The sequence below is a fragment of the Methanosalsum zhilinae DSM 4017 genome (assembly GCF_000217995.1).
GTDB lineage: Archaea > Halobacteriota > Methanosarcinia > Methanosarcinales > Methanosarcinaceae > Methanosalsum > Methanosalsum zhilinae.
This window is the reverse complement of sequence record NC_015676.1, coordinates 1,122,283-1,140,665: the sequence shown is the minus strand read 5'-3', so window position 1 is coordinate 1,140,665 and position 18,383 is coordinate 1,122,283. Positions and strand designations below refer to the sequence as shown.

The following is an 18,383-nucleotide window of genomic DNA, read 5'->3' as shown; positions in this document are numbered from 1 at the left end:
AAATTACATAAAATCTGATAGACCCATCTGCTTTGATTGATCATTTTCAAATAATGACTTGATATCCAGACCTATAAGTTCAAGTCGCTGTCTGGTATAACTGGACACATTATATTTTTCCGAGACCTTAAGGGATATATCAAGATATTTTTTAACTGAACCTTCATGCACCGTGAGGATCACCTTTCCCCCGCATCTTGTACATTTCCCAGTAAGTGGAGGTCTTCTGAATTTGGCACCGCATTTAACACAGCGTGTACCCTGTCTGGAAAAAGCTCTCAGGTTTCCATACATGTCCGGTAGAAAGTGGGACACAAGTACTCTTTCAGCAACATCTGATGCATCCACAGCTCTGATCTTATCTGCAAGTGTAAGCTGTGCATTGATCTTTTCAATCATCGTACCAAGTGTCTTGTAGGCACTTCTAACAGGCCCGCCTGCAATATCAGAGGTATCATGTGTATACATAAAATTTTCATACTGCTGCGTTGTACCAAGGCGGTTGCTTACGATATCCATGATTTCTTCCAGATCTTTAGGGTTTAGATATTTTTCAGTTGCCCTGTAGAATTCTAACGGATACCTTTCACAGACATCGATATTGTGTGCCTCTTTATCAACCTCATTTGGATCAATTCGGGTAGTAAGTACAAGTGGAGCATCCATTTTACCACCACGCTTGTTTGGAAGGTATTCATAGGAAAAATTCAGCAATCCATCCATAAGCAGCATTACGCAGTCTTCATCTCCATCACAGTTTCTCCTTTTAGCAGCATGGAAATATGGATGAGCAAAGCCGACAGCTGCTTTTGTAAACCCGATAAGCCTTCCAAGAACACCTGCAGATGTATGAGGAGCCAGGCCAATCATCATTGAACCTACAAGATCCTCTATCGAATTAGCCTGGTAATATGGTTCGCACTTATAATGCTTTGTGAGCAGTTCATCAATATATCTGGTAGTTCTTAGAAGATATTCTGCTGCATCATATGATATTACCAGGTCCTGCACTTTAAGCTGCAATACCTGATTTTCATTTACCAGTGGTTTTTCATGGATGTCTTCGGAATATCCCATTTCCTGCATTTTCTCAACAGATACTCCAATTTCTGATGGCCTTATATGTGTCAGAGGAATATCTGACATATCATAGCGAATGGTCCCATCCTTGAAGGTGAAGAGGTCATATTTGGCACGCAGTATTCCTTTTTCAAGGGACTCTGGTGTCATATGTTTAGACATAAGTTTCTTGACACCTTTGAATGAATCGAGACAGTTTCTCTCTCCCAGGTTTTCAAAAGCTTTCATATATATAGATTTAAAATCAATATTTCTAGCATCAGTGGATGTGGCATAACTTCCACACCTTGGGCATTTATCTACATTCACAGATATTTTGCATCGCTGGCAGTACAGTCTGGGGACAGTAAATTCTCCACACTCACATCTGCACTCATGTGTTTCCATTGAACAGGCAGGACATACTCGATTTCCAACCTCAACAGCAATCTCCCCTACCTTGCTGTTCATGGATTCTGTAAAACATGAGGCTGCATTCAGATCTCTTTTATTTCCTCCAAATTCTGCAATAGGGAACAGTACATGTGGAGCCGGAGACATTTTTCTTCGATTGGATTTCTCCGGTCTGCCCATTCTGGCCCCAATACGAAACGGGGCACGGGCAAATATTTTCATTCCGCTTATTAAGTTAACAACAGATAATGTTTCATTGATACTTTCCAGAATTGACAGTTCCCATTTGAGTTTCAGGTTATCATCAAGTCCTAGAGAATATATCAATGGAAGGGGCTCTTTGATCACAATTGTGGAACCATGTACTTTATGGAGTACCAGTAATTTTTCAAGTATTGCCTTAATTTTAAGGGAATTATCATTCCTGGGCAATACCAGTTCCTGTTGCTCGGCATCCAGCCTACCATTTTCTGAGATAAATGTGGCCAGTATTCCAAGCTCTTCAATTTCAATATCATGCCATAGGTATGTGAATTTTGGATGAAGAGGAACATTATGAGTATTTGACAGTTGAAGCACAGTACTCTGATCCGGATCGATCAACTCTTCTTCAGAGATAATATTTTCAGGGCACATCTCCCTGCATTCCTGAACCCACCATTCAAAACAGAACGAAGATGGAACAAGTGGATGATTATTTTCAAGAAAGTCTCCATAATTTATTAGAATCTCACCAATATCCACGATACAATCCACCTGTGACTGTATGGCACGTGCACCTTTTTCATCATCTACTCTCAAAAAGTCCCCTGACTTAAGTCTCACAGTGGGCCCTTCGATTGTATCTACAGGAGCCACACCTGCTGCTTTACCTGGGCGCTCAGTTTTCAGCTGGGTACCTGTAACAATGAATTCATCCATCAGTACCATGCTGGCAGGATTGATCCCGATTGCAGCAAAAGATGTGTTTCTTGATCGACCATATCGCAGTCTGAATCCCCCAGGTCTTGAAGGATAGGATAGGACTGGTCTTCCGGCTATAAGATCTCGAAGATATTTTTCACTTGGTTTTATTTTTGAATCATTACTGGTACTATCACTCTTTCCACTACCTGTACCTGAAATTAAAGTATCCAGCCATTCCCATTCATCAATATTGAGCTTTTTGACATGTTTCTGCACTTTCGGAGCTTTCAGTGCCAGACCCTCTGCAAGAACAAGAGCCATTCCTCCACGTACACGGTTTGTAGGTATTCTTTCAAGTTCCCTGTAACCTTCTACTTCAGCCTGTTCTGTGGGTTCTCCGTCAATACATATCGGACAATTTTCAACTATTAGTCTCATTTCATCTTCTGAGGGCATGTATTGAAGACTTGCAACATTTTTGTAAATTATGATTTCTTCAATATACCTTTCAACTTCTTCTTTTCGGGGCTTGTATTTATCAATATTTATACCCCGTCTCACATAATCCCCAACCAGAACTGAAAGTGCCTGGGCAGTACCGCCTGCACTTCTTATAGGACCTGCATAATATATACTGATATATTCAGATCCATCGTCGTTTTTCTTTATGTCAACTCTGTCAATACCTTCAATGGGCGCGGCAACAACTCCTTCAGTCAGCATTGCAACAGAGACTCTGATAGCATTCTCAACGGCTTCAACCCTTGAATCAAAGGTTGTTATCCTGTTTTCAGCAATTTCTTTTCCAATGGCAAGGGCAGCTTCTTCCCTGGACATCGTCTCTTCCAGCTGACGGATCCTGTCTGCAACACCAGGTACACCAATAAGGTTTTCAACACGATCTGCAAGATCCTTGGCCAGAGGGATCTCTACATGTGGCTTTGGATCCTTGCCATTAGAGCGGGCACGGTTTGCAACTTCAATTTCTCTTTTTACCTTTGATTCAAGCCAGTTAAAATAAGTATCCGTTAGCTCACCCACAACTTTTTTGCCCATTATATATTGCTCCTTAAAGATTGATGTACTGGAAAAATATTTCAATTGTAAGTCAGGAAATGTAAATATATGATTTTCTGCTGTGTGGAATGTAGTATAAAGATCTAATTAAGCCTTCTTATATGCACAAAAATTGAAAAATTGGAATATGAATTATATAAGATGCTTATACCATACATTCATACTTTCAAAACTTCCTGCAATATTTGTATTATTGATAAGTTTACCACTGTAAGTGTATCCTGATTTTGAAAATACTATGTTTATTCCATATGAACATGCTCTTGCAATGGTATAGACTGTCGTTATATCCATTTTTTTCATTTCTTTTTCCATTATATTAAGAAGGAAACCTGAAAGTCCAAGTCTTCTGTATTCTGGAAGTGTGGCAAAATCTGTCATTTCTGAATTGCATGAATCTGGATCTATTTCAGCAGAAGACAGTGAAACTATTTTATCCCTGTCAAAAAAAGCAAAATAGATTACATTCATGTTCATTGTTTTTTTGATATATGCAGGATCATGTATTGGAAATGGATAGGTTTCAAAGACTTTTTTGTAAACATTCACAATGTCTGGAATATCTTTTTCAGTGCATATCCTGTAACTGAAGTTATCAGCATGTTTTTCACTGAATGACTCATTTGATTTTGAAATTGCGGTTTTAAGCACCTTTTCATCCAATTCAGAATTACTGTCATTTTTTCTGTCTTCTGAAAAATACTTTCCCAGAAAATAAACATCTTTTTTACTGTTAAAGAACCCGGGAATATGAGCTTCTACTGTATATCCATGTTCAAGAAAATCTTTTTTTGCATACTCTGGAACTTTGGCAAATATTTTTGAATATTTTTTCTTTAAAGCAAGCTCATCCATGTAATCCAATATTTCAGGATTGTCGCTCTTATCCAGTTTCATCAGGTAGATCCGATCATTGAATTTACCATGCTGGATAATGGATTTTCCTACTGTTGTGACCGTATCATTCTCCATTTCGTCTCTCCATCCTGTCAGTATCTTCAGGAACAAGGCTTACCAGTTCATCATGGTCTGAAAGTAATTTGGAAATTCCTATTGCTTTATACTCCTGGGCATCATCAAGTTTTAACTGAAGTTTGCAGTCATCACAATTGCGGTCACAGAATATTGCTTCATAGGAATCAGGTTCCTTATAAGAAGTGATAACCCCTTCATAATTTCTCAATATCACTTTATTCGTGGACCATGAAACCATATAATTTGGCATTACCGGTATTTTTCCACCGCCGCCAGGAGCGTCTATTACATAGGTTGGAATTGAGAAACCACTGGTATGTCCTATGAGGTTTTCCATAATTTCAATGCCTTTTCCTACAGGTGTACGAAAGTGAGCCAGACCTTCAGACATATCACACTGATATAGATAGTAAGGTCTTACTCTGTTATGTACCAGTTTGTGTATCAAACTCTTTATGATCCGATGACAGTCATTGATTCCTGCAAGAAGGACCGTCTGGTTACCCAGTGGTATTCCTGCATCTGCAAGTCTGCGCAGTGCCTGTTTAGAGGATGTGGTTATTTCACGTGGATGATTGAAATGTGTATTTAACCAGATTGGATGATGCTTCTTAAGCATATTGACAAGATTGTCCGTAATTCTGTAGGGTAGTACAACAGGCATTCTGGTACCTATTCTGACAACTTCCACATGTGGGATCTGATCTAATTCAGTGAGTATCCAGTCAAGATAATCGTCTGAGAGCATTAAAGGATCTCCACCTGAAAGCAGAACATCTCTTACTTCCGGATGGCTATGTATGTACTTTAACCCCTCAACGATCTCGTCCTTTTGCGGGATTGAATCTCTGTCCCCTACTTTTCGCTTTCTTGTGCAATGCCGGCAATACATGGAGCATGTGTTACTTATGTGAAACAACACTCGGTCGGGATACCTGTGAGTGATACCCGGTACAGGACTATCCTCGTCTTCTGAAAGTGGGTCATTCATTTCACACTTGTTCAGTATTAATTCACTTGGTGAAGGGAATGCCTGAAGAAATATAGGGTCATTTTTGTAATCTTCGGCTTCAATCAAAGAAAGATAATATGGTGTAACTGATAATGGAAATTTAGCTAGTGTTTTTTCCAGTTCTTTTCTTTCTTCTGGTGGGAACTTAATATCAAGTAAGTGTTCAAATGTGTCAATGTCCTGAATTGAATGTTTTAGCTGCCACTTCCAGTTTTTCCAGTTGGAAATAACAGTATCTGTATCTATTTTTTCTGCAATACTTTTCTGATTTTCTGTATATTGTACCATAATATGATCACTTTTTTAAGGGTTATTTAATGGCTAATTTGGATTATCCGATTATTAACCTTGTGTTTACTGAATAAATATTTTCAAAATTGTAAGATTATGTATCTTTGTTTTCAGTATATTCAAAACTCAATTAAATGTGTAAATCTAAAAATAAACTTTTTTATTAATTATTTTTGCTAAAACACTTTATTTACTTCTTCTTTTAATTTCAGTTCATAATATAAGTAATTAATGATATATATTTATTTATTAAGTTGGTGCAATTATCTGATTCTATCTATAAGCAGATGATTTTAACGCTATATTGTAGAATCACATAATAAAATGATTCTATTTCACAAAAAGTATATCTCTGTTTGAATCACACTTTCATACATAATTTCTGATCCAAATTTTCTGATTCATTTATTCAGGGGGAAGATAAAATGAAAGTAAAATGCATAAGATCAAAAGGAATAGCCCATAATTCATATATTATTGAGTCCGATGGAGAAGCAGCTGTAATTGATCCACGTCGTGATTTTGGTGTATATCTGAATCACCTGGCCAGAAATGAGCTGAAATTGAAGTATATATTTGAAACTCACAGAAATGAAGATTATGTAATAGGGTCACAGAGCCTTTCAAAATTAACGGGTGCAGGAATATATCATGGGTCGAATCTTAATTTTGAATATGGTACTGGTCTGAGTGATAATGATGAATTTTATCTGGGACACTTAAAAATAAATGCATTAGAAACACCAGGGCACACTGATGAAAGTATTTCCTACATAGTATCAATCCCTTCACTTTCTGATGAAGCGATTATGGTGTTTACAGGAGACCTTATCTTTGCAGGTGATACTGGAAGAATTGATCTTTATGGAGATAAACATGAGTATAGACTTTCTTCAATGATGTATGATAGTATCTTTAATAAGATACTCCCGCTTGGTGATGGTGTGATCATGTGCCCGGCTCATGGTGCAGGATCAGTATGCGGAGGAAACATAAATTCTATGGAGCATACAACACTTGGGTTTGAGAAAAAAAATAATCCTTCTCTTCAGGTATCTACAAAAAATGAATTCATACAGATGAAAATGAAGGAAAAACACAGGTATCCACCATATTTCAAACAGATGGAAATATATAATTTATCTGGATTTCATGGATCTAAACATCCACCATCTCTTTCTCCATTGTCGGCAACTGAACTTAAAAAAAGATTTAGTCAGCAATCTCATGTACTGATAGATACACGCACACCTGAGGATTTTTCAACAGCTCACATTAAAGGATCATATAATATATGGCTTGATGGCCTAGCATCTTTTGGAGGATGGATTATTTCGCATAATGATAACGTGATTCTTGTTACATATGATGGATATAATTGTTTAACTAAAGCGGTAAAATATCTTTTCAGACTGGGGTATGATAATATAGAAGGCTATCTTAAAGGTGGAATAGAGTCATGGTATCTGGATAATTTACCGGTTGAAAGTATTTCAGTTTTAACCGTAGACGATCTTAAGAGTAAAATTGACAGTAATGAAGATATTGAAGTACTTGATGTCAGGGATGACAATGAATGGGAGCTAGGTCACATCAGAGGAGCAAGACACATATATGTAGGGGATCTTGAAAGTACTGAATTAGATATTTCACATAATAAAACGATCGTAGTATATTGCAGCACAGGGAAAAGATCCAGTCTTGCAGCATCAATACTTAAAAGAAAAAAATATAAAAATGTCTATAATCTACTGGGTGGCACAACTGCCTGGTATAAAGCTGGATATGAGCTTATATGACTCATATCTGACAAGGCATTATAGATTGTTTAAATTAAGATATTTTAAAGAAACATCCTCAAAAAACCTTTTCAAAATTATCTCATTTTTTTTATCTTATGCCTTATTAGCAGATTTGACCCAATCGTGTAGATCAGCAGTATAATACCCAGCCAGAGGAGCGGAGATGCGATGTTTTCATAACCTGCGTAATGTGCTACAAGGGCAGAACCAATAATAAATATATTTACCTGACTGATCTTTCGGTTTCTTTTAAGCAATGTTTGATATCTCTGCCTTTCAACAAGGTTGTTTTTCTTATTGTTTTTCATATGTTTCACCCTAAACCAAAATATGCTCGTTTGCTGCCTTTTTCATCCGGTTCATTACTGCTATGCCAATCCCCTCATTCTTTATCTGTCCATCAACTATGATAATATCAACATCATGATTATCAAGATGCCTAAGACCCATGAATAGATTTCTTGCAGCCTGCTCAGGCTCATTTTTTTTTCCAAGGGAAAATATGTATTCCGGCATTTTTCCATCTAAAATAAATTTAGCGTTTTCTTCCGTCAGTAAAAGACCTATTTTTATGCCACAATCGTTCATTTCTGAATATAGTTTTTCAATTTCCTGTGATATTGATCTATCATTGCTTTTACTTTCAATCAGAATTAACTTTGCCTTTGGAGAATAATGAGTATATTTCATTCCAGGTGATTTTACTTTATCTGCCCTGTCAGTTTGATTATCTGTATATCCAATTACAATATCTTTCATATGCTCTTTAAGGTCTGCAATTCCAATTTCTCCAGGTCTTAATATTGTTGGCTTTATAGATGTAAGGTCAAGCACAGTCGATTCAATTCCTATCTCAACGCTACCACCATCGATTATTGCATCAATCTTTCCTTCCATATCTGCAATTACATGCTGTGCATTGGTGGGACTGGGTCTTCCGGAAATGTTTGCGCTGGGAGCTGCGATGGGAGTATTTGCTCTTTTAATTAATTCAATTGCTATTCTGTTAGATGGCATTCTTACAGCAACAGTATCCAGTCCACCGGTGGTAATATTGGGTACACATCTTCTACGGTTTAGAATTATTGTAAGCGGACCGGGCCAGAAGGTATCGATAAGATCTAAAGCTTCTGTAGGTATATTTTTTGCTATCTCAAAAAGCTGTTTTTTTGTGGCAATATGAACTATTAATGGATTATCCGCGGGTCTGCCCTTTGCCCTGAATATTTTGTTCACTGCCACAGGATCTAGCGCATTTGCTCCCAGTCCGTACACTGTTTCAGTTGGAAATGCAACGGTGCCTGCATCTTTAATAATCTGTGAAGCTGCTTCAATTGTTTGTTCAAATTGATTGTTGTTCACATTAAAAATACGAGTGTGTTTTTTGTGTATCATTTCTTTGATCATTTGTGCTGTCCAATTTGATTAGCAATGATATTGCATAAAGTGATATTTTAAATTATGGCTGTCCCCAAACACTTCTCTTTAAAATTACCAGAAATAACTTATATTAATACTAAGAAAAAAATCTGATTAATTATGTAGAATTAAGTAAACTTTATATAATATAACTACGTTGGTGATTCTAACGTGAGCGGGTTACTCTTTTTTAAACCCCACTCCCAAATTTACCCCCACTCCCCAACCCGCTCACGAAAATAGTTCTATATAATTGAAATCTAAATTGGATTTTTAAACTCTATTCTGAATCCTTAGATAGGATATGTACGGCTATAATACAACTACTATATTATTGTACAATCATAAATGTGGACCTGTATTGTAACAGTTATTGTTTACTTTTCAGATTCTGTACATTCTTCACTTTCACATGCATCTTTATAATCATCTATGACTCTCTCTCCGTAGCTTACGGAAATTCCATGATGGAATGCTGCCCTCCCGATCATATGGGCTGCAATGGGTGCGGTAAGCATAAGAAAGAGGCCAAGAGTAAGAGCTTTAATGCCTATGGGCTCAAGACCAACTCTGACAAAGAGGCTGATCATTACTCCAAAGGCACCAAGGGTACCTATCTTGGTAGTTGTATGTAGACGATTGTACACATCAGGCATCCTCAGAAGCCCTACCATACCAAGGAACACAAAAAAAAGACCCATAATCAGAATTGCATCACTGAGAAGGTTGATCGATGATTCAGGAATTATCAGAATACCACACCCTTGTCAATATATTTTGCAATTGCAATTGTTCCAACAAAAGCAATGATTGCAAGAACCAGTGCTGCATCCATGAAATACACCGAATCCCTTACATAGGAGAAAACACCCAGCATAACAACGATAACCATTGCCATGGCATCCAGGGCAACAACTCTATCTGGTATTGTAGGGCCACGAATGATTCTATAAATACATGGGACAAGTGCAAAAGCCATGAAGGTAAGTGCAAAATTTAATAAGATTGAGCTCATTCGAAAGCCTCCACCACATATTTTTCAAGCTTATTCTTTATATTTTCCCTCATTTCATCTGGATCCTCAACATTTATGGTGTGTATGTACAGCATAGACCTGTCTTCTGATACATCCAGTGTGATTGTTCCAGGGGTCAATGAGATAGTATTGGCTATTACTGTAATTCCAGTATCACTTTTTACGTCAAGGGGATATTCGATTGTCCCTGGTTTTATGTTAAGCTTTGGACTTAATACGATTTTTGCAAGTATTATATTTGCCTTTAGTATCTCTATTACCAGAACCATGCCAAATTTGATTTTACTGGGTATTCTGGCCAAAACACTAATGAATGAAATCTCTTCATCAAAATTATAAAGGCTTTTAAGTGCCACAATTACAAAAAATCCCAGAAACATCCCAAACAAGAAATTGCTCAGGTCAACAATACCATGAACACCGCACCAGAGAGCGCCAAATGCTATGGAGAATAATAAGTATCTTTTCATTATTATCTTACCTCCACTTCAAGCACCGCATCTATATAAGCCTGAGGATCAAGGATTTGATTTGCGGTTTCGATTGTAATTGCAAGTATTGGTTCTGCATACAATCCTATAGCAAGTATAATAATCGCCATTATGACCAGGGTGAGCAGCATCATATGCGAATTTTCATGGATATGTGTATCATCAAAAACATTATCCTTTATTTCCCCCCAGAATATTCTCTGCCACGATTTGAACATGGAAAAAAGTGTGAACAGTGAAAATATTACTGCAATCAGTACTGGTATATAGAATTTTCCGTCTATTCCTGCATCAAATAGTACAAACTTTGCGATAAAGCCTGACGTTGGAGGCAAGCCTGCAATTGACATAATTCCTATAAGAAACATTAGTCCAAGAAATGGTTCACTACTTGATAGTCCACCTATTTTTCTCATGTCACGCGTTCCAATCTTATGAACGATACATCCTGAAACCAGAAAAAGCATTGACTTTGAGATTGCGTGGTTCATCAGGTATACTATCGATGCTGCAAGAGCATATGCAGTTCCCATACCAATCCCGATGAATACATATCCTATCTGGCCTATACTGTGATATGCCAGTACTTTTTTAATATCATCCTGTCCCACTGCAGATACTGAACCTATAATAATTGTTGCAAGACCCAGGAATATTATTATGGGCTGAAAAACCGAAAGGTTTCCTTCAAATATCAGATAATAGAATCTTATAAACCCATATGCTCCCACTTTTATGAGTATCCCGCTCAATATCGCACTAACCGGGGATGGTGCTGTTGGATGAGCATCAGGGAGCCAGAAATGAAGTGGAAAAATGGCAGCTTTATTTCCAAAGACCACCATAAATAATAACGCTGTTGGAATTAAGTGCCATGGAAGTGTTCCTTCTTCATTCATCAGGGCTATTTTAGCTGCCATGTCTGCCATGTTAAGAGTACCTACAGTAGCGTATAGGGAAGCAATTGCAATTAGCATGAACAGGGTGGCTACTATGTTCAATACAAGATATTTGTATACCGCTTCCATTTTATGGGAGCTGGGCGTGATCTCAAGTTTTTCATTTGCGATCAGCAGACCGCATGAGGCTATGAGCAGTATTTCGAAGAATACAAATAGATTGAACAGGTCGCCTGTAAGAAATGTACCATTCAGCCCTGCTACCAGCAGATTGAACAGGGAATGATATGTTGAATTGAGTGATTTTTTTTCTATGTAATCAATGGAAAACAATAATGCAAGAAATGTAATTACTGAACTTAGTGCAACCATACCTGAGCTGAGGAGATCTGCTACCAGAATAATCCCATATTTACCCCAATTTCCCAGATCGTAAACAATTATTCCGTTATTCCATACTTGCATGAAGAGGTGAACACTTAGGATAAAGAGCACAATTGAAACTGTCAGGTTCAGCCATTTCTGGATATTAGGAAATGGTCTTATTATAACCATTAGAGCTGCCACTAAAATGGGAATGGCTATCAATAATACTACTACATGATCCAGAAAATTCATCCCCTTAGCCTCCGCAATTCGTCAGCGTCCATAGTTCCATATTCTTCATATATCCGGTATGCAAGTATTAACAGAAACGCTGTTATTGCCAGATTAATCACAATAGCTGTTAGCACAATAGCCTGGACAAGAGGGTCCATATGCAATACTTCTGTTGTGTGAGGAACCACAGGTGCAAGAATTCCTTCGGCCAGAGAATCCTGGAAAATAATTCCTGATTCTTTATCAGGGGATCCTTCAATAATTGGCGCTTTTATTCCGTCAAATGCTCCCATTGCTACGATCATCATGTGGACTGAATGGGATAGAATCACAATACCAATGATCATCTTAATGATATCTCTTCTTAGGATCAGGAATGTGCCAATTCCAAAAGCAATTGATATTGTAAGTAGTAAGAAGATATTCATTGATCATCACCAACTTTTTTGAAAATGAACAGTAATCCACCAATAACTACAAGATACACACCTATATCAAATACAATAGCCGAAGATATTTCCAGTTCTCCTATTAGTGGAATATTGACAAATGTGAAGGCACTTCTGAAGAAATTATATCCTGCAAATACCGACCCAAGACCTGCAAGGGTAGCCAGTAAAAGGCCAATGCTGAAATAACGGCTCCAGTCAGGATTAAAATATTTTTTTGAATCTTCCAGCCCAAATGAGATATATAGCAGTGAAATTGAAGCTGCAAACATGACCCCTCCTATAAATCCGCCACCTGGCTTGTCATGTCCTGTAAGTAGCAATGAAATAGAAAAAAATACACACAGTGGAACGCATATTTTAGTAATCGTTCTGGTAATGAGTGTTGTCATTTTCTTTCCCCCCTGCTGTGTATCAGGTTGTAGACGCCAAGTGCAGCAAGGAATATCACAGCAATTTCACCAAGGGTATCAAAACTTCTAAAGTCTACAAGAATTACATTAACAACATTGTGCCCCCCCGTCAGAAGGACGCTTTTTTCCAGGAAGTAGTGTGATACCGACTCAAATGGTGGTATAATTCCTTGGGCCGCATAAAGCATTATAATAAAAACCGTTGAAGCAACAGTTACTGAAATTAAAATATCTCTTATTAGGGTCCCCCTTGGGATGTGCTCTTTGAATGTCTGTGGTACTTTTGCTATCACAAGAACAAATATGATTGTAGTAAGTGTTTCTACAAGTATTTGAGTGATTGCAAGATCCGGTGCCAGGAAGAATATGAAGACAATTCCTACCAGGAATCCCATTGCAGATACCGCAATTACAGCTGGTAGATATGATGGCAATATTGCCGCTAGAAGAGCTGTGATTATTATTAGTAAGAACACGATCAGCTCATAAGGAGGTATTTCAAAGTTTAATGTTACCGGCAACATTTCTAGAGAAAGTAGTGTGATCGGGATCAGGATTGATAATATTGCCAGCAGAAGAATTGGGATCATATAATATTTAACCGGTCCTATCTGGAATTTACTAGAAAATAGGCCAGCATTGTAGGTAGCATTGCCCACTATTTTATCATAATAATAGTTGATACTGATCCTTGGGTGTCTTACATTGAATCTATCCTGCCATCTGGCTATATCATCATATTTTGTGTATAGAAGTATTCCCAGCACGAATGTAATTACGGTCATGAAAAGCTCCGGAGTCAAACCATGCCATAATTTAACGTTCAGTGACACTGTCTCTAAGAGGATCCCAGCTACAGCTGGTTCTATTATAAGGTTTACTGGAATTGAGGGGAATACTCCAAACAGAACTACTAAAAATGCAAGGGCTGCGGTTGGAACAAGCATAACTGCAGATGGATCATGTATTTTTTTTGGCAGATGGTCATCCTGTCTTTTTCCAAGAAAAATCCCATCAATTATTTTTATTGAATAAGCAAATGTAAGTACTCCTCCCAGTACCGCTACTGCTGGTATGATAAATGTGTAAGGGGTACCAAGGGTATTTCCCATCACTACAGAAGACTCGTAGAACATCTCTTTACTAAGAAAACCATTAAGAGGTGGAACCCCGGCCATGGCAAGAGCTCCAATAGTTGCAATAATAAATGTGAATGGCATCTCGCGACGTAAGCCCCCGAGTTTTCTGATGTCCCTTGTTGCTGCTTCATGGGCTACAATACCAACCATCAAAAATAATGTTGCTTTAAATGTTGCATGGTTTAATAAGTGAAAGGTTGCTGCAGTCACTCCTATACCTGGCTCCTGGTATGTGGTATATCCGTACATTGTCATAATATAGGCCAGCTGGCTTATTGTGGAATATGCAAGTAAGCCTTTGATGTCAGTTTGACGAAGAGCCAGAAACCCAGCTCCTATCATTGTGATCATCCCGGTACCTGCAACTAGAATCAACCACGCTTCAGTACCTGAAAATATAGGGTGGACCCGGGCTACCAGGTACAGACCTGCTTTTACCATGGTGGCGGAATGCAAAAAGGCACTAACAGGTGTCGGAGCTTCCATTGCGTTTGGCAGCCATATATAAAAAGGCCCCTGCGCAGATTTAGCTGCTGCGCCTATGAATATAAAGACAAGTGTTATTACAAATAATTCATGCCCCTGGATTGTGCTAATCATTGAAGGATCTGAAATAATGGTGGGAATATCAAAAGTACCGGTTATAGACCGGAGAAGCAAAAAGCCTACAAACATTACTAGGCCACCACAACCGGCTGAGAGAATAAGTGATTTCTTTGCCCCATATACTGATTGAGGTTTATGTTTCCAGTATCCGATTAAAAGAAATGAAGTAATACTGGTTAGCTCCCAGAATATGAATAGCTGTATTGTGTTTGCAGAAAAAACCATTCCAATCATGGATCCCATGAAAAGCAAGATATACTTGTAGTATGCTGCAAGATCCTCTTTATGAGACATGTATTCATTGGAATAGGCCATTATCATAATTGCAATTCCAGAGGCTAGAAACGCAATTAATAGACTGAGGCCATCTACATATATACCAAAATCCACTCCGACACTTGGAAGCCATTTGACTGAATACTGTACAGTTTTCCCTGCAATAATTGTTGGAGCAGCAGTTGCTATAAGAATAAAGGTCAGCAAGGCAGTAAAAGAAGCATACCACCCAATACGATGTTTGAAAATTTTTTCTACATATGGAACCAGGATTGCAAATATGAACGGTAGAAAAATAGCCAGTATAATTGCAACCGATTGATCCATGGAATCCCTAATCCCTTTAAAGATATATATTCTTTTTCTCTTATTGTAATGTATTATAATTATAAATATTTAGATGGTGATTTATTTATCTAAACTGATAAACGTTTCAATAAGTTTTTCTGCATCTTAGGTACAGAGTAATTGTTGCATACGATAGGTATATAGGGATGTAAAATCAAACGTATATAGGTACTTATCTACTATTTAATAATTACTAATAAAATCAAAAAGCTTTACGAAGGAATGATAGCGACATGACATCAGAACTTACCGTTAACTCAAATGTGTGTGACTTTGTCCATAAAATAAAGGGAGAAATGAAAGGAGATACCATAGAAATCAATATCAAGACTCCATGTAAAAAGATCCAGAAAATGTCACACATGGAGGTACCAATATCTGAAATCTTTGGATTCAGGGATAATTATGTAACACAGAAAGCCCAGGAAGCAGAATGTACTCCTACATGTCTGGTACCATGTGCTGTTCTTCATGCATGTTATTTAGAAATGGGAATGATGTCAAAATCTCTTGTAAAAAAGGTTGAAAACATTAGCATTGAATTCGATTGATTCACCATAAATCATTTTTTAAAGATTTAAAAGTTCATTTGTTATCTATTTCCAGAAGAGTTTATTATGCTGTTAAAAAATAATGGGATCAAATCCCATTTTATTCGATGTCGATAGTTTTGCTCTTTTGAGATGCTGATTTTTTGAAAATGATTTCTAGGACACCATTTTTGTAAGTTGCCTTTGCAGTGTCAGGATCGATCTTTGCAGGCAGATCTATGTACTCTGAATATTTTCTATCACCACGTGATGCTTTGAGTTCAACTGAAGAATCGGTTGCGTTTAGACTTATATCTTCTTTTTCTATACCAGGCATCTCAGCGATCACATGTATGTCGCTATCTGTTTCAAGTACGTCTATTAAGGGCTTTCGTTCATCAATCCGCACCTTATGTCCTTCTGTATCATTTCCACGCTTGGAGGAAGGGACATTTCCAAATTCTCTGATTTCCGGCTCTTCACCTGGTTTCTGTGTGAGTGAAAAACCATAGACAAAGGGGTGTCGTGAAAGTTCATTTGCATCTACTCCAAATTTTTCGATCATTTCTTCGATCATATTTTCAAAATCTTCAAATCCGGAACCAAAGAAATCATCAAAAAAACTTTTTCTTCTTCGTCTTCTGTCTACCATAATTATATTTCCCCACAAATTATTTTATTTTAAATATATTTATATTCTAAAAACTATAATATTTATTGTCAATACTCCATATGCTCACTCTAGTCATTAAATTTTGCGGTTTCATCAAATACCGAGTAGAGCATTGAAGCAACTCCAATAACAAGAGGTTCCATTACCATATCTACTTTATATTTTTTACCTATATTTTCCGGAAGTCCACACGGAATTCCAGGAGTGGACACCAGGCATCTATCTGAAACCATTCCTTCAGATATTGTATCCTTGCATGGGGTTGCTTCCATGATCATTGAAAATTTCTTTCCACTATTTCTTTCATAGGGCTTGACCCCAAGTTCCTTTACTGCTTTTTCGAGGAATTCAATATTCGGATCGCATGCATACACGTTAAATCCCTTTTTTGCAAGATGAGAGGCACCGGCATACCCAACCCTTCCAAGCCCTATAACAAGTATATCAGTTGAATCTGCATGCAGGTATCTGGCTGCTATTTCGGAATAGATGATTCCTGTACATTCATGATTAGTGGATATCTTTCCGTTCTTCAGATTATGTGCAATAAAAATATGGTCGTCTGCCATCATTATTATATCTGCTCTTCTGCTTACAGCTTCATTATATCCGGATATGTCAGTATGCTCTGTAACGAATCCTTTCAGTCCGAAATGATTCACAATCGCAGCAAGTGAAGCCGTAAAGTTGTCAATAATTCCATTTCCAGAAGTTACCGGGACAATTCCTACAACCTCAGAATCTGGAAATGTACCATATGTCTCTTCACATATTTGCTTTATTTCAAAACCGGTCACTTTTTTTATGACCTTTTCATTATATTCAAGTTTATCTAAAAGGTTTTCGAGATCTTCAGGTGTTAGAAGTGCCATTTTTCTTCTCCTGCAATGATTTGCATCGTTTTTCAATTATTTCAATACCTTCTTTTCTATTATTCTCCGCCTCTGAAACATCATGTCCCCATGTTATCAATGTAAACATTCTCTCTTTACTACAGCATTCAAATATTTCAATTCCTTTGCTCGTATAGTATTCATTATAATTGCTCCCATGGGATAATAGCTGTTCGCCTATTGATACAACCTGTCCGTTTTTATCCATCAGATGCTCCAATATGCAATATGACATTTCAGGAGCTTTTTTTATTTCTGTGACAGTTTCTGTGATAGCCTGAAAAAGAAGTTCCAGGAGGTTGATACCAGATGAATGAAATACAACAATAGGTGTTTGACTTGGGAATCTTGAATCTATTTCAATTACTTTAAGTCCATCTTCATTGATAATTGCTTCAACATCCATTATTCCTTTTAATTTGAGGTTCTTTGCAAGATCATATGTAATATCCCTGAAATATGGATGATTCTTATAAGGGGTTATCATATTACAGTCATTAGTATCGTCTATATGCACTTTTGTTTCCCGGGCAACTGTAAAATTAACCCCATCACCTACAACTTCAAGGGATATGACGTCTCCTGGAACATATTCTTCAATAATCATGTCATTGCCTAAGCGATCCAATTCACGAATATCATATATTATAGCAGTTCCAACACTGCTACTTTCGCAGGAAGGCTTCACAAAGAATGGCGGATCAAGGGGTTTATCTAGAGGTGTGGGCACTCCGATTTTTTTAAAAAATTCCTTGGACCTTTTTTTATCTCTGCTCAGGAAATATGCATTGAAATCAAAAAGTAATGGACATGAAAGTTCATGTTTCATATATTTTAGGAAGTTAATTGTAGAAAGGTTTTCATTTAAAGGTATGATTGCATCTACACATTTTGAAATATCAATTAGATTTTCATAATTTTCAATTATATCAAAACAGTAAAATTCATCAACAAAATTATTGATAAGGGCATCTTTATTTCTGTCAATTAAAACAGTTCTGTACCCGGCTTTTTTTGCAAGATAGGTTACTTCAAAACCCTGCAATTTGCCGCCAATAAGACAAATTGTTTTCAT

General features: G+C 37.3%; 17 protein-coding genes. 2 read left to right on the top strand and 15 right to left on the bottom strand.

Features of this window, described 5'->3' with window-relative positions:
* Positions 1 to 3 precede the first annotated feature (3 nt).
* From MZHIL_RS05285 to kamA, 3 genes are all read right to left on the bottom strand, one after another.
* A complete protein-coding gene (locus MZHIL_RS05285) occupies positions 4 to 3,435 on the bottom strand; it encodes a DNA polymerase II large subunit (RefSeq protein ID WP_013898338.1) in 3,432 nt (1,143 codons plus the stop codon).
* Positions 3,436 to 3,588: 153 nt separating this feature from the next.
* The gene (gene ablB, locus MZHIL_RS05280; protein ID WP_013898337.1) at positions 3,589 to 4,428 is read right to left on the bottom strand and encodes a putative beta-lysine N-acetyltransferase; all 840 of its coding nucleotides are present in this window, start codon (positions 4,426 to 4,428) and stop codon (positions 3,589 to 3,591) included.
* Positions 4,418 to 5,731, bottom strand: coding sequence for a lysine 2,3-aminomutase (gene kamA, locus MZHIL_RS05275; protein ID WP_013898336.1), 1,314 nt, complete (start codon positions 5,729 to 5,731; stop codon positions 4,418 to 4,420). Before kamA ends, ablB begins: the two co-directional genes overlap by 11 nt.
* A gap of 428 nt (positions 5,732 to 6,159) precedes the next feature.
* Here kamA and MZHIL_RS05270 point away from each other — a divergent pair, with 428 nt between their 5' ends.
* The gene (locus tag MZHIL_RS05270) at positions 6,160 to 7,533 is read left to right on the top strand and encodes an MBL fold metallo-hydrolase (protein WP_013898335.1); all 1,374 of its coding nucleotides are present in this window, start codon (positions 6,160 to 6,162) and stop codon (positions 7,531 to 7,533) included.
* 77 nt (positions 7,534 to 7,610) lie between these two features.
* Here MZHIL_RS05270 and MZHIL_RS05265 read toward each other — a convergent pair whose 3' ends face one another.
* The 9 genes from MZHIL_RS05265 to mbhE all read right to left on the bottom strand — a co-directional run bounded on the left by MZHIL_RS05265 (position 7,611) and on the right by mbhE (position 15,191).
* Entirely contained in the window at positions 7,611 to 7,844 is a 234-nt protein-coding gene (locus MZHIL_RS05265; RefSeq protein ID WP_013898334.1) for a hypothetical protein, read from the bottom strand.
* Between the two features lie 10 nt (positions 7,845 to 7,854).
* Positions 7,855 to 8,943, bottom strand: a complete 1,089-nt coding sequence (locus MZHIL_RS05260; RefSeq protein WP_013898333.1) for an L-threonylcarbamoyladenylate synthase — start codon at positions 8,941 to 8,943, stop codon at positions 7,855 to 7,857.
* Between the two features lie 389 nt (positions 8,944 to 9,332).
* Positions 9,333 to 9,686 carry a monovalent cation/H(+) antiporter subunit G gene (gene mnhG, locus MZHIL_RS05255; RefSeq protein WP_281034002.1) on the bottom strand — a complete coding sequence of 118 codons (354 nt, stop codon included), beginning with the start codon at positions 9,684 to 9,686 and terminating at the stop codon, positions 9,333 to 9,335.
* A 17-nt stretch (positions 9,687 to 9,703) separates the two neighbouring features.
* Positions 9,704 to 9,970 (bottom strand): cation:proton antiporter, encoded by a 267-nt coding sequence (locus tag MZHIL_RS05250; protein WP_013898331.1) that lies wholly within the window; start codon positions 9,968 to 9,970, stop codon positions 9,704 to 9,706.
* The gene (locus MZHIL_RS05245; protein ID WP_013898330.1) at positions 9,967 to 10,461 is read right to left on the bottom strand and encodes a Na+/H+ antiporter subunit E; all 495 of its coding nucleotides are present in this window, start codon (positions 10,459 to 10,461) and stop codon (positions 9,967 to 9,969) included. The genes MZHIL_RS05250 and MZHIL_RS05245 overlap by 4 nt, the downstream gene beginning before the upstream one ends.
* 2 nt (positions 10,462 to 10,463) lie before the next feature.
* Positions 10,464 to 11,999: an NADH-quinone oxidoreductase subunit M gene (locus MZHIL_RS05240; protein WP_013898329.1), complete on the bottom strand. Its 1,536-nt coding sequence runs from the start codon at positions 11,997 to 11,999 to the stop codon at positions 10,464 to 10,466.
* A complete protein-coding gene (locus MZHIL_RS05235) occupies positions 11,996 to 12,409 on the bottom strand; it encodes an NADH-quinone oxidoreductase subunit K (protein WP_013898328.1) in 414 nt (137 codons plus the stop codon). The genes MZHIL_RS05240 and MZHIL_RS05235 overlap by 4 nt, the downstream gene beginning before the upstream one ends.
* Positions 12,406 to 12,822, bottom strand: a complete 417-nt coding sequence (locus MZHIL_RS05230; protein ID WP_013898327.1) for a monovalent cation/H+ antiporter subunit B — start codon at positions 12,820 to 12,822, stop codon at positions 12,406 to 12,408. The genes MZHIL_RS05235 and MZHIL_RS05230 overlap by 4 nt, the downstream gene beginning before the upstream one ends.
* Positions 12,819 to 15,191 carry a hydrogen gas-evolving membrane-bound hydrogenase subunit E gene (gene mbhE / locus MZHIL_RS05225; protein ID WP_013898326.1) on the bottom strand — a complete coding sequence of 791 codons (2,373 nt, stop codon included), beginning with the start codon at positions 15,189 to 15,191 and terminating at the stop codon, positions 12,819 to 12,821. The genes MZHIL_RS05230 and mbhE overlap by 4 nt, the downstream gene beginning before the upstream one ends.
* Positions 15,192 to 15,445: 254 nt before the next feature.
* Between mbhE and MZHIL_RS05220 the strand changes: the two genes are divergently transcribed.
* A complete protein-coding gene (locus tag MZHIL_RS05220) occupies positions 15,446 to 15,763 on the top strand; it encodes a DUF6951 family protein (protein WP_013898325.1) in 318 nt (105 codons plus the stop codon).
* A gap of 100 nt (positions 15,764 to 15,863) precedes the next feature.
* Here MZHIL_RS05220 and hsp20 read toward each other — a convergent pair whose 3' ends face one another.
* From hsp20 to pylC, 3 genes are all read right to left on the bottom strand, one after another.
* Entirely contained in the window at positions 15,864 to 16,394 is a 531-nt protein-coding gene (gene hsp20, locus MZHIL_RS05215; protein WP_013898324.1) for an archaeal heat shock protein Hsp20, read from the bottom strand.
* 89 nt (positions 16,395 to 16,483) lie between these two features.
* Positions 16,484 to 17,287 (bottom strand): 3-methylornithyl-N6-L-lysine dehydrogenase PylD, encoded by an 804-nt coding sequence (gene pylD / locus MZHIL_RS05210; RefSeq protein WP_013898323.1) that lies wholly within the window; start codon positions 17,285 to 17,287, stop codon positions 16,484 to 16,486.
* The gene (pylC, locus tag MZHIL_RS05205) at positions 17,268 to 18,383 is read right to left on the bottom strand and encodes a 3-methylornithine--L-lysine ligase PylC (protein ID WP_013898322.1); all 1,116 of its coding nucleotides are present in this window, start codon (positions 18,381 to 18,383) and stop codon (positions 17,268 to 17,270) included. Before pylC ends, pylD begins: the two co-directional genes overlap by 20 nt.

Excerpts from the sequence above, each read along its gene's own strand:
- kamA (WP_013898336.1), bottom strand. The coding sequence starts at position 5,731 with ATGGTACAATATACAGAAAATCAGAAAAGTATTGCAGAAAAAATAGAT.
- ablB (WP_013898337.1), bottom strand. The coding sequence starts at position 4,428 with ATGGAGAATGATACGGTCACAACAGTAGGAAAATCCATTATCCAGCAT.
- MZHIL_RS05270 (WP_013898335.1), top strand. The coding sequence starts at position 6,160 with ATGAAAGTAAAATGCATAAGATCAAAAGGAATAGCCCATAATTCATAT.
- MZHIL_RS05265 (WP_013898334.1), bottom strand. The coding sequence starts at position 7,844 with ATGAAAAACAATAAGAAAAACAACCTTGTTGAAAGGCAGAGATATCAA.
- MZHIL_RS05250 (WP_013898331.1), bottom strand. The coding sequence starts at position 9,970 with ATGAGCTCAATCTTATTAAATTTTGCACTTACCTTCATGGCTTTTGCA.
- MZHIL_RS05240 (WP_013898329.1), bottom strand. The coding sequence starts at position 11,999 with ATGAATTTTCTGGATCATGTAGTAGTATTATTGATAGCCATTCCCATT.
- hsp20 (WP_013898324.1), bottom strand. The coding sequence starts at position 16,394 with ATGGTAGACAGAAGACGAAGAAGAAAAAGTTTTTTTGATGATTTCTTT.
- pylD (WP_013898323.1), bottom strand. The coding sequence starts at position 17,287 with ATGGCACTTCTAACACCTGAAGATCTCGAAAACCTTTTAGATAAACTT.
- MZHIL_RS05230 (WP_013898327.1), bottom strand. The coding sequence starts at position 12,822 with ATGACAACACTCATTACCAGAACGATTACTAAAATATGCGTTCCACTG.
- MZHIL_RS05245 (WP_013898330.1), bottom strand. The coding sequence starts at position 10,461 with ATGAAAAGATACTTATTATTCTCCATAGCATTTGGCGCTCTCTGGTGC.
- MZHIL_RS05260 (WP_013898333.1), bottom strand. The coding sequence starts at position 8,943 with ATGATCAAAGAAATGATACACAAAAAACACACTCGTATTTTTAATGTG.
- mbhE (WP_013898326.1), bottom strand. The coding sequence starts at position 15,191 with ATGGATCAATCGGTTGCAATTATACTGGCTATTTTTCTACCGTTCATA.
- MZHIL_RS05285 (WP_013898338.1), bottom strand. The coding sequence starts at position 3,435 with ATGGGCAAAAAAGTTGTGGGTGAGCTAACGGATACTTATTTTAACTGG.
- MZHIL_RS05220 (WP_013898325.1), top strand. The coding sequence starts at position 15,446 with ATGACATCAGAACTTACCGTTAACTCAAATGTGTGTGACTTTGTCCAT.
- pylC (WP_013898322.1), bottom strand. The coding sequence starts at position 18,383 with ATGAAAACAATTTGTCTTATTGGCGGCAAATTGCAGGGTTTTGAAGTA.
- MZHIL_RS05235 (WP_013898328.1), bottom strand. The coding sequence starts at position 12,409 with ATGAATATCTTCTTACTACTTACAATATCAATTGCTTTTGGAATTGGC.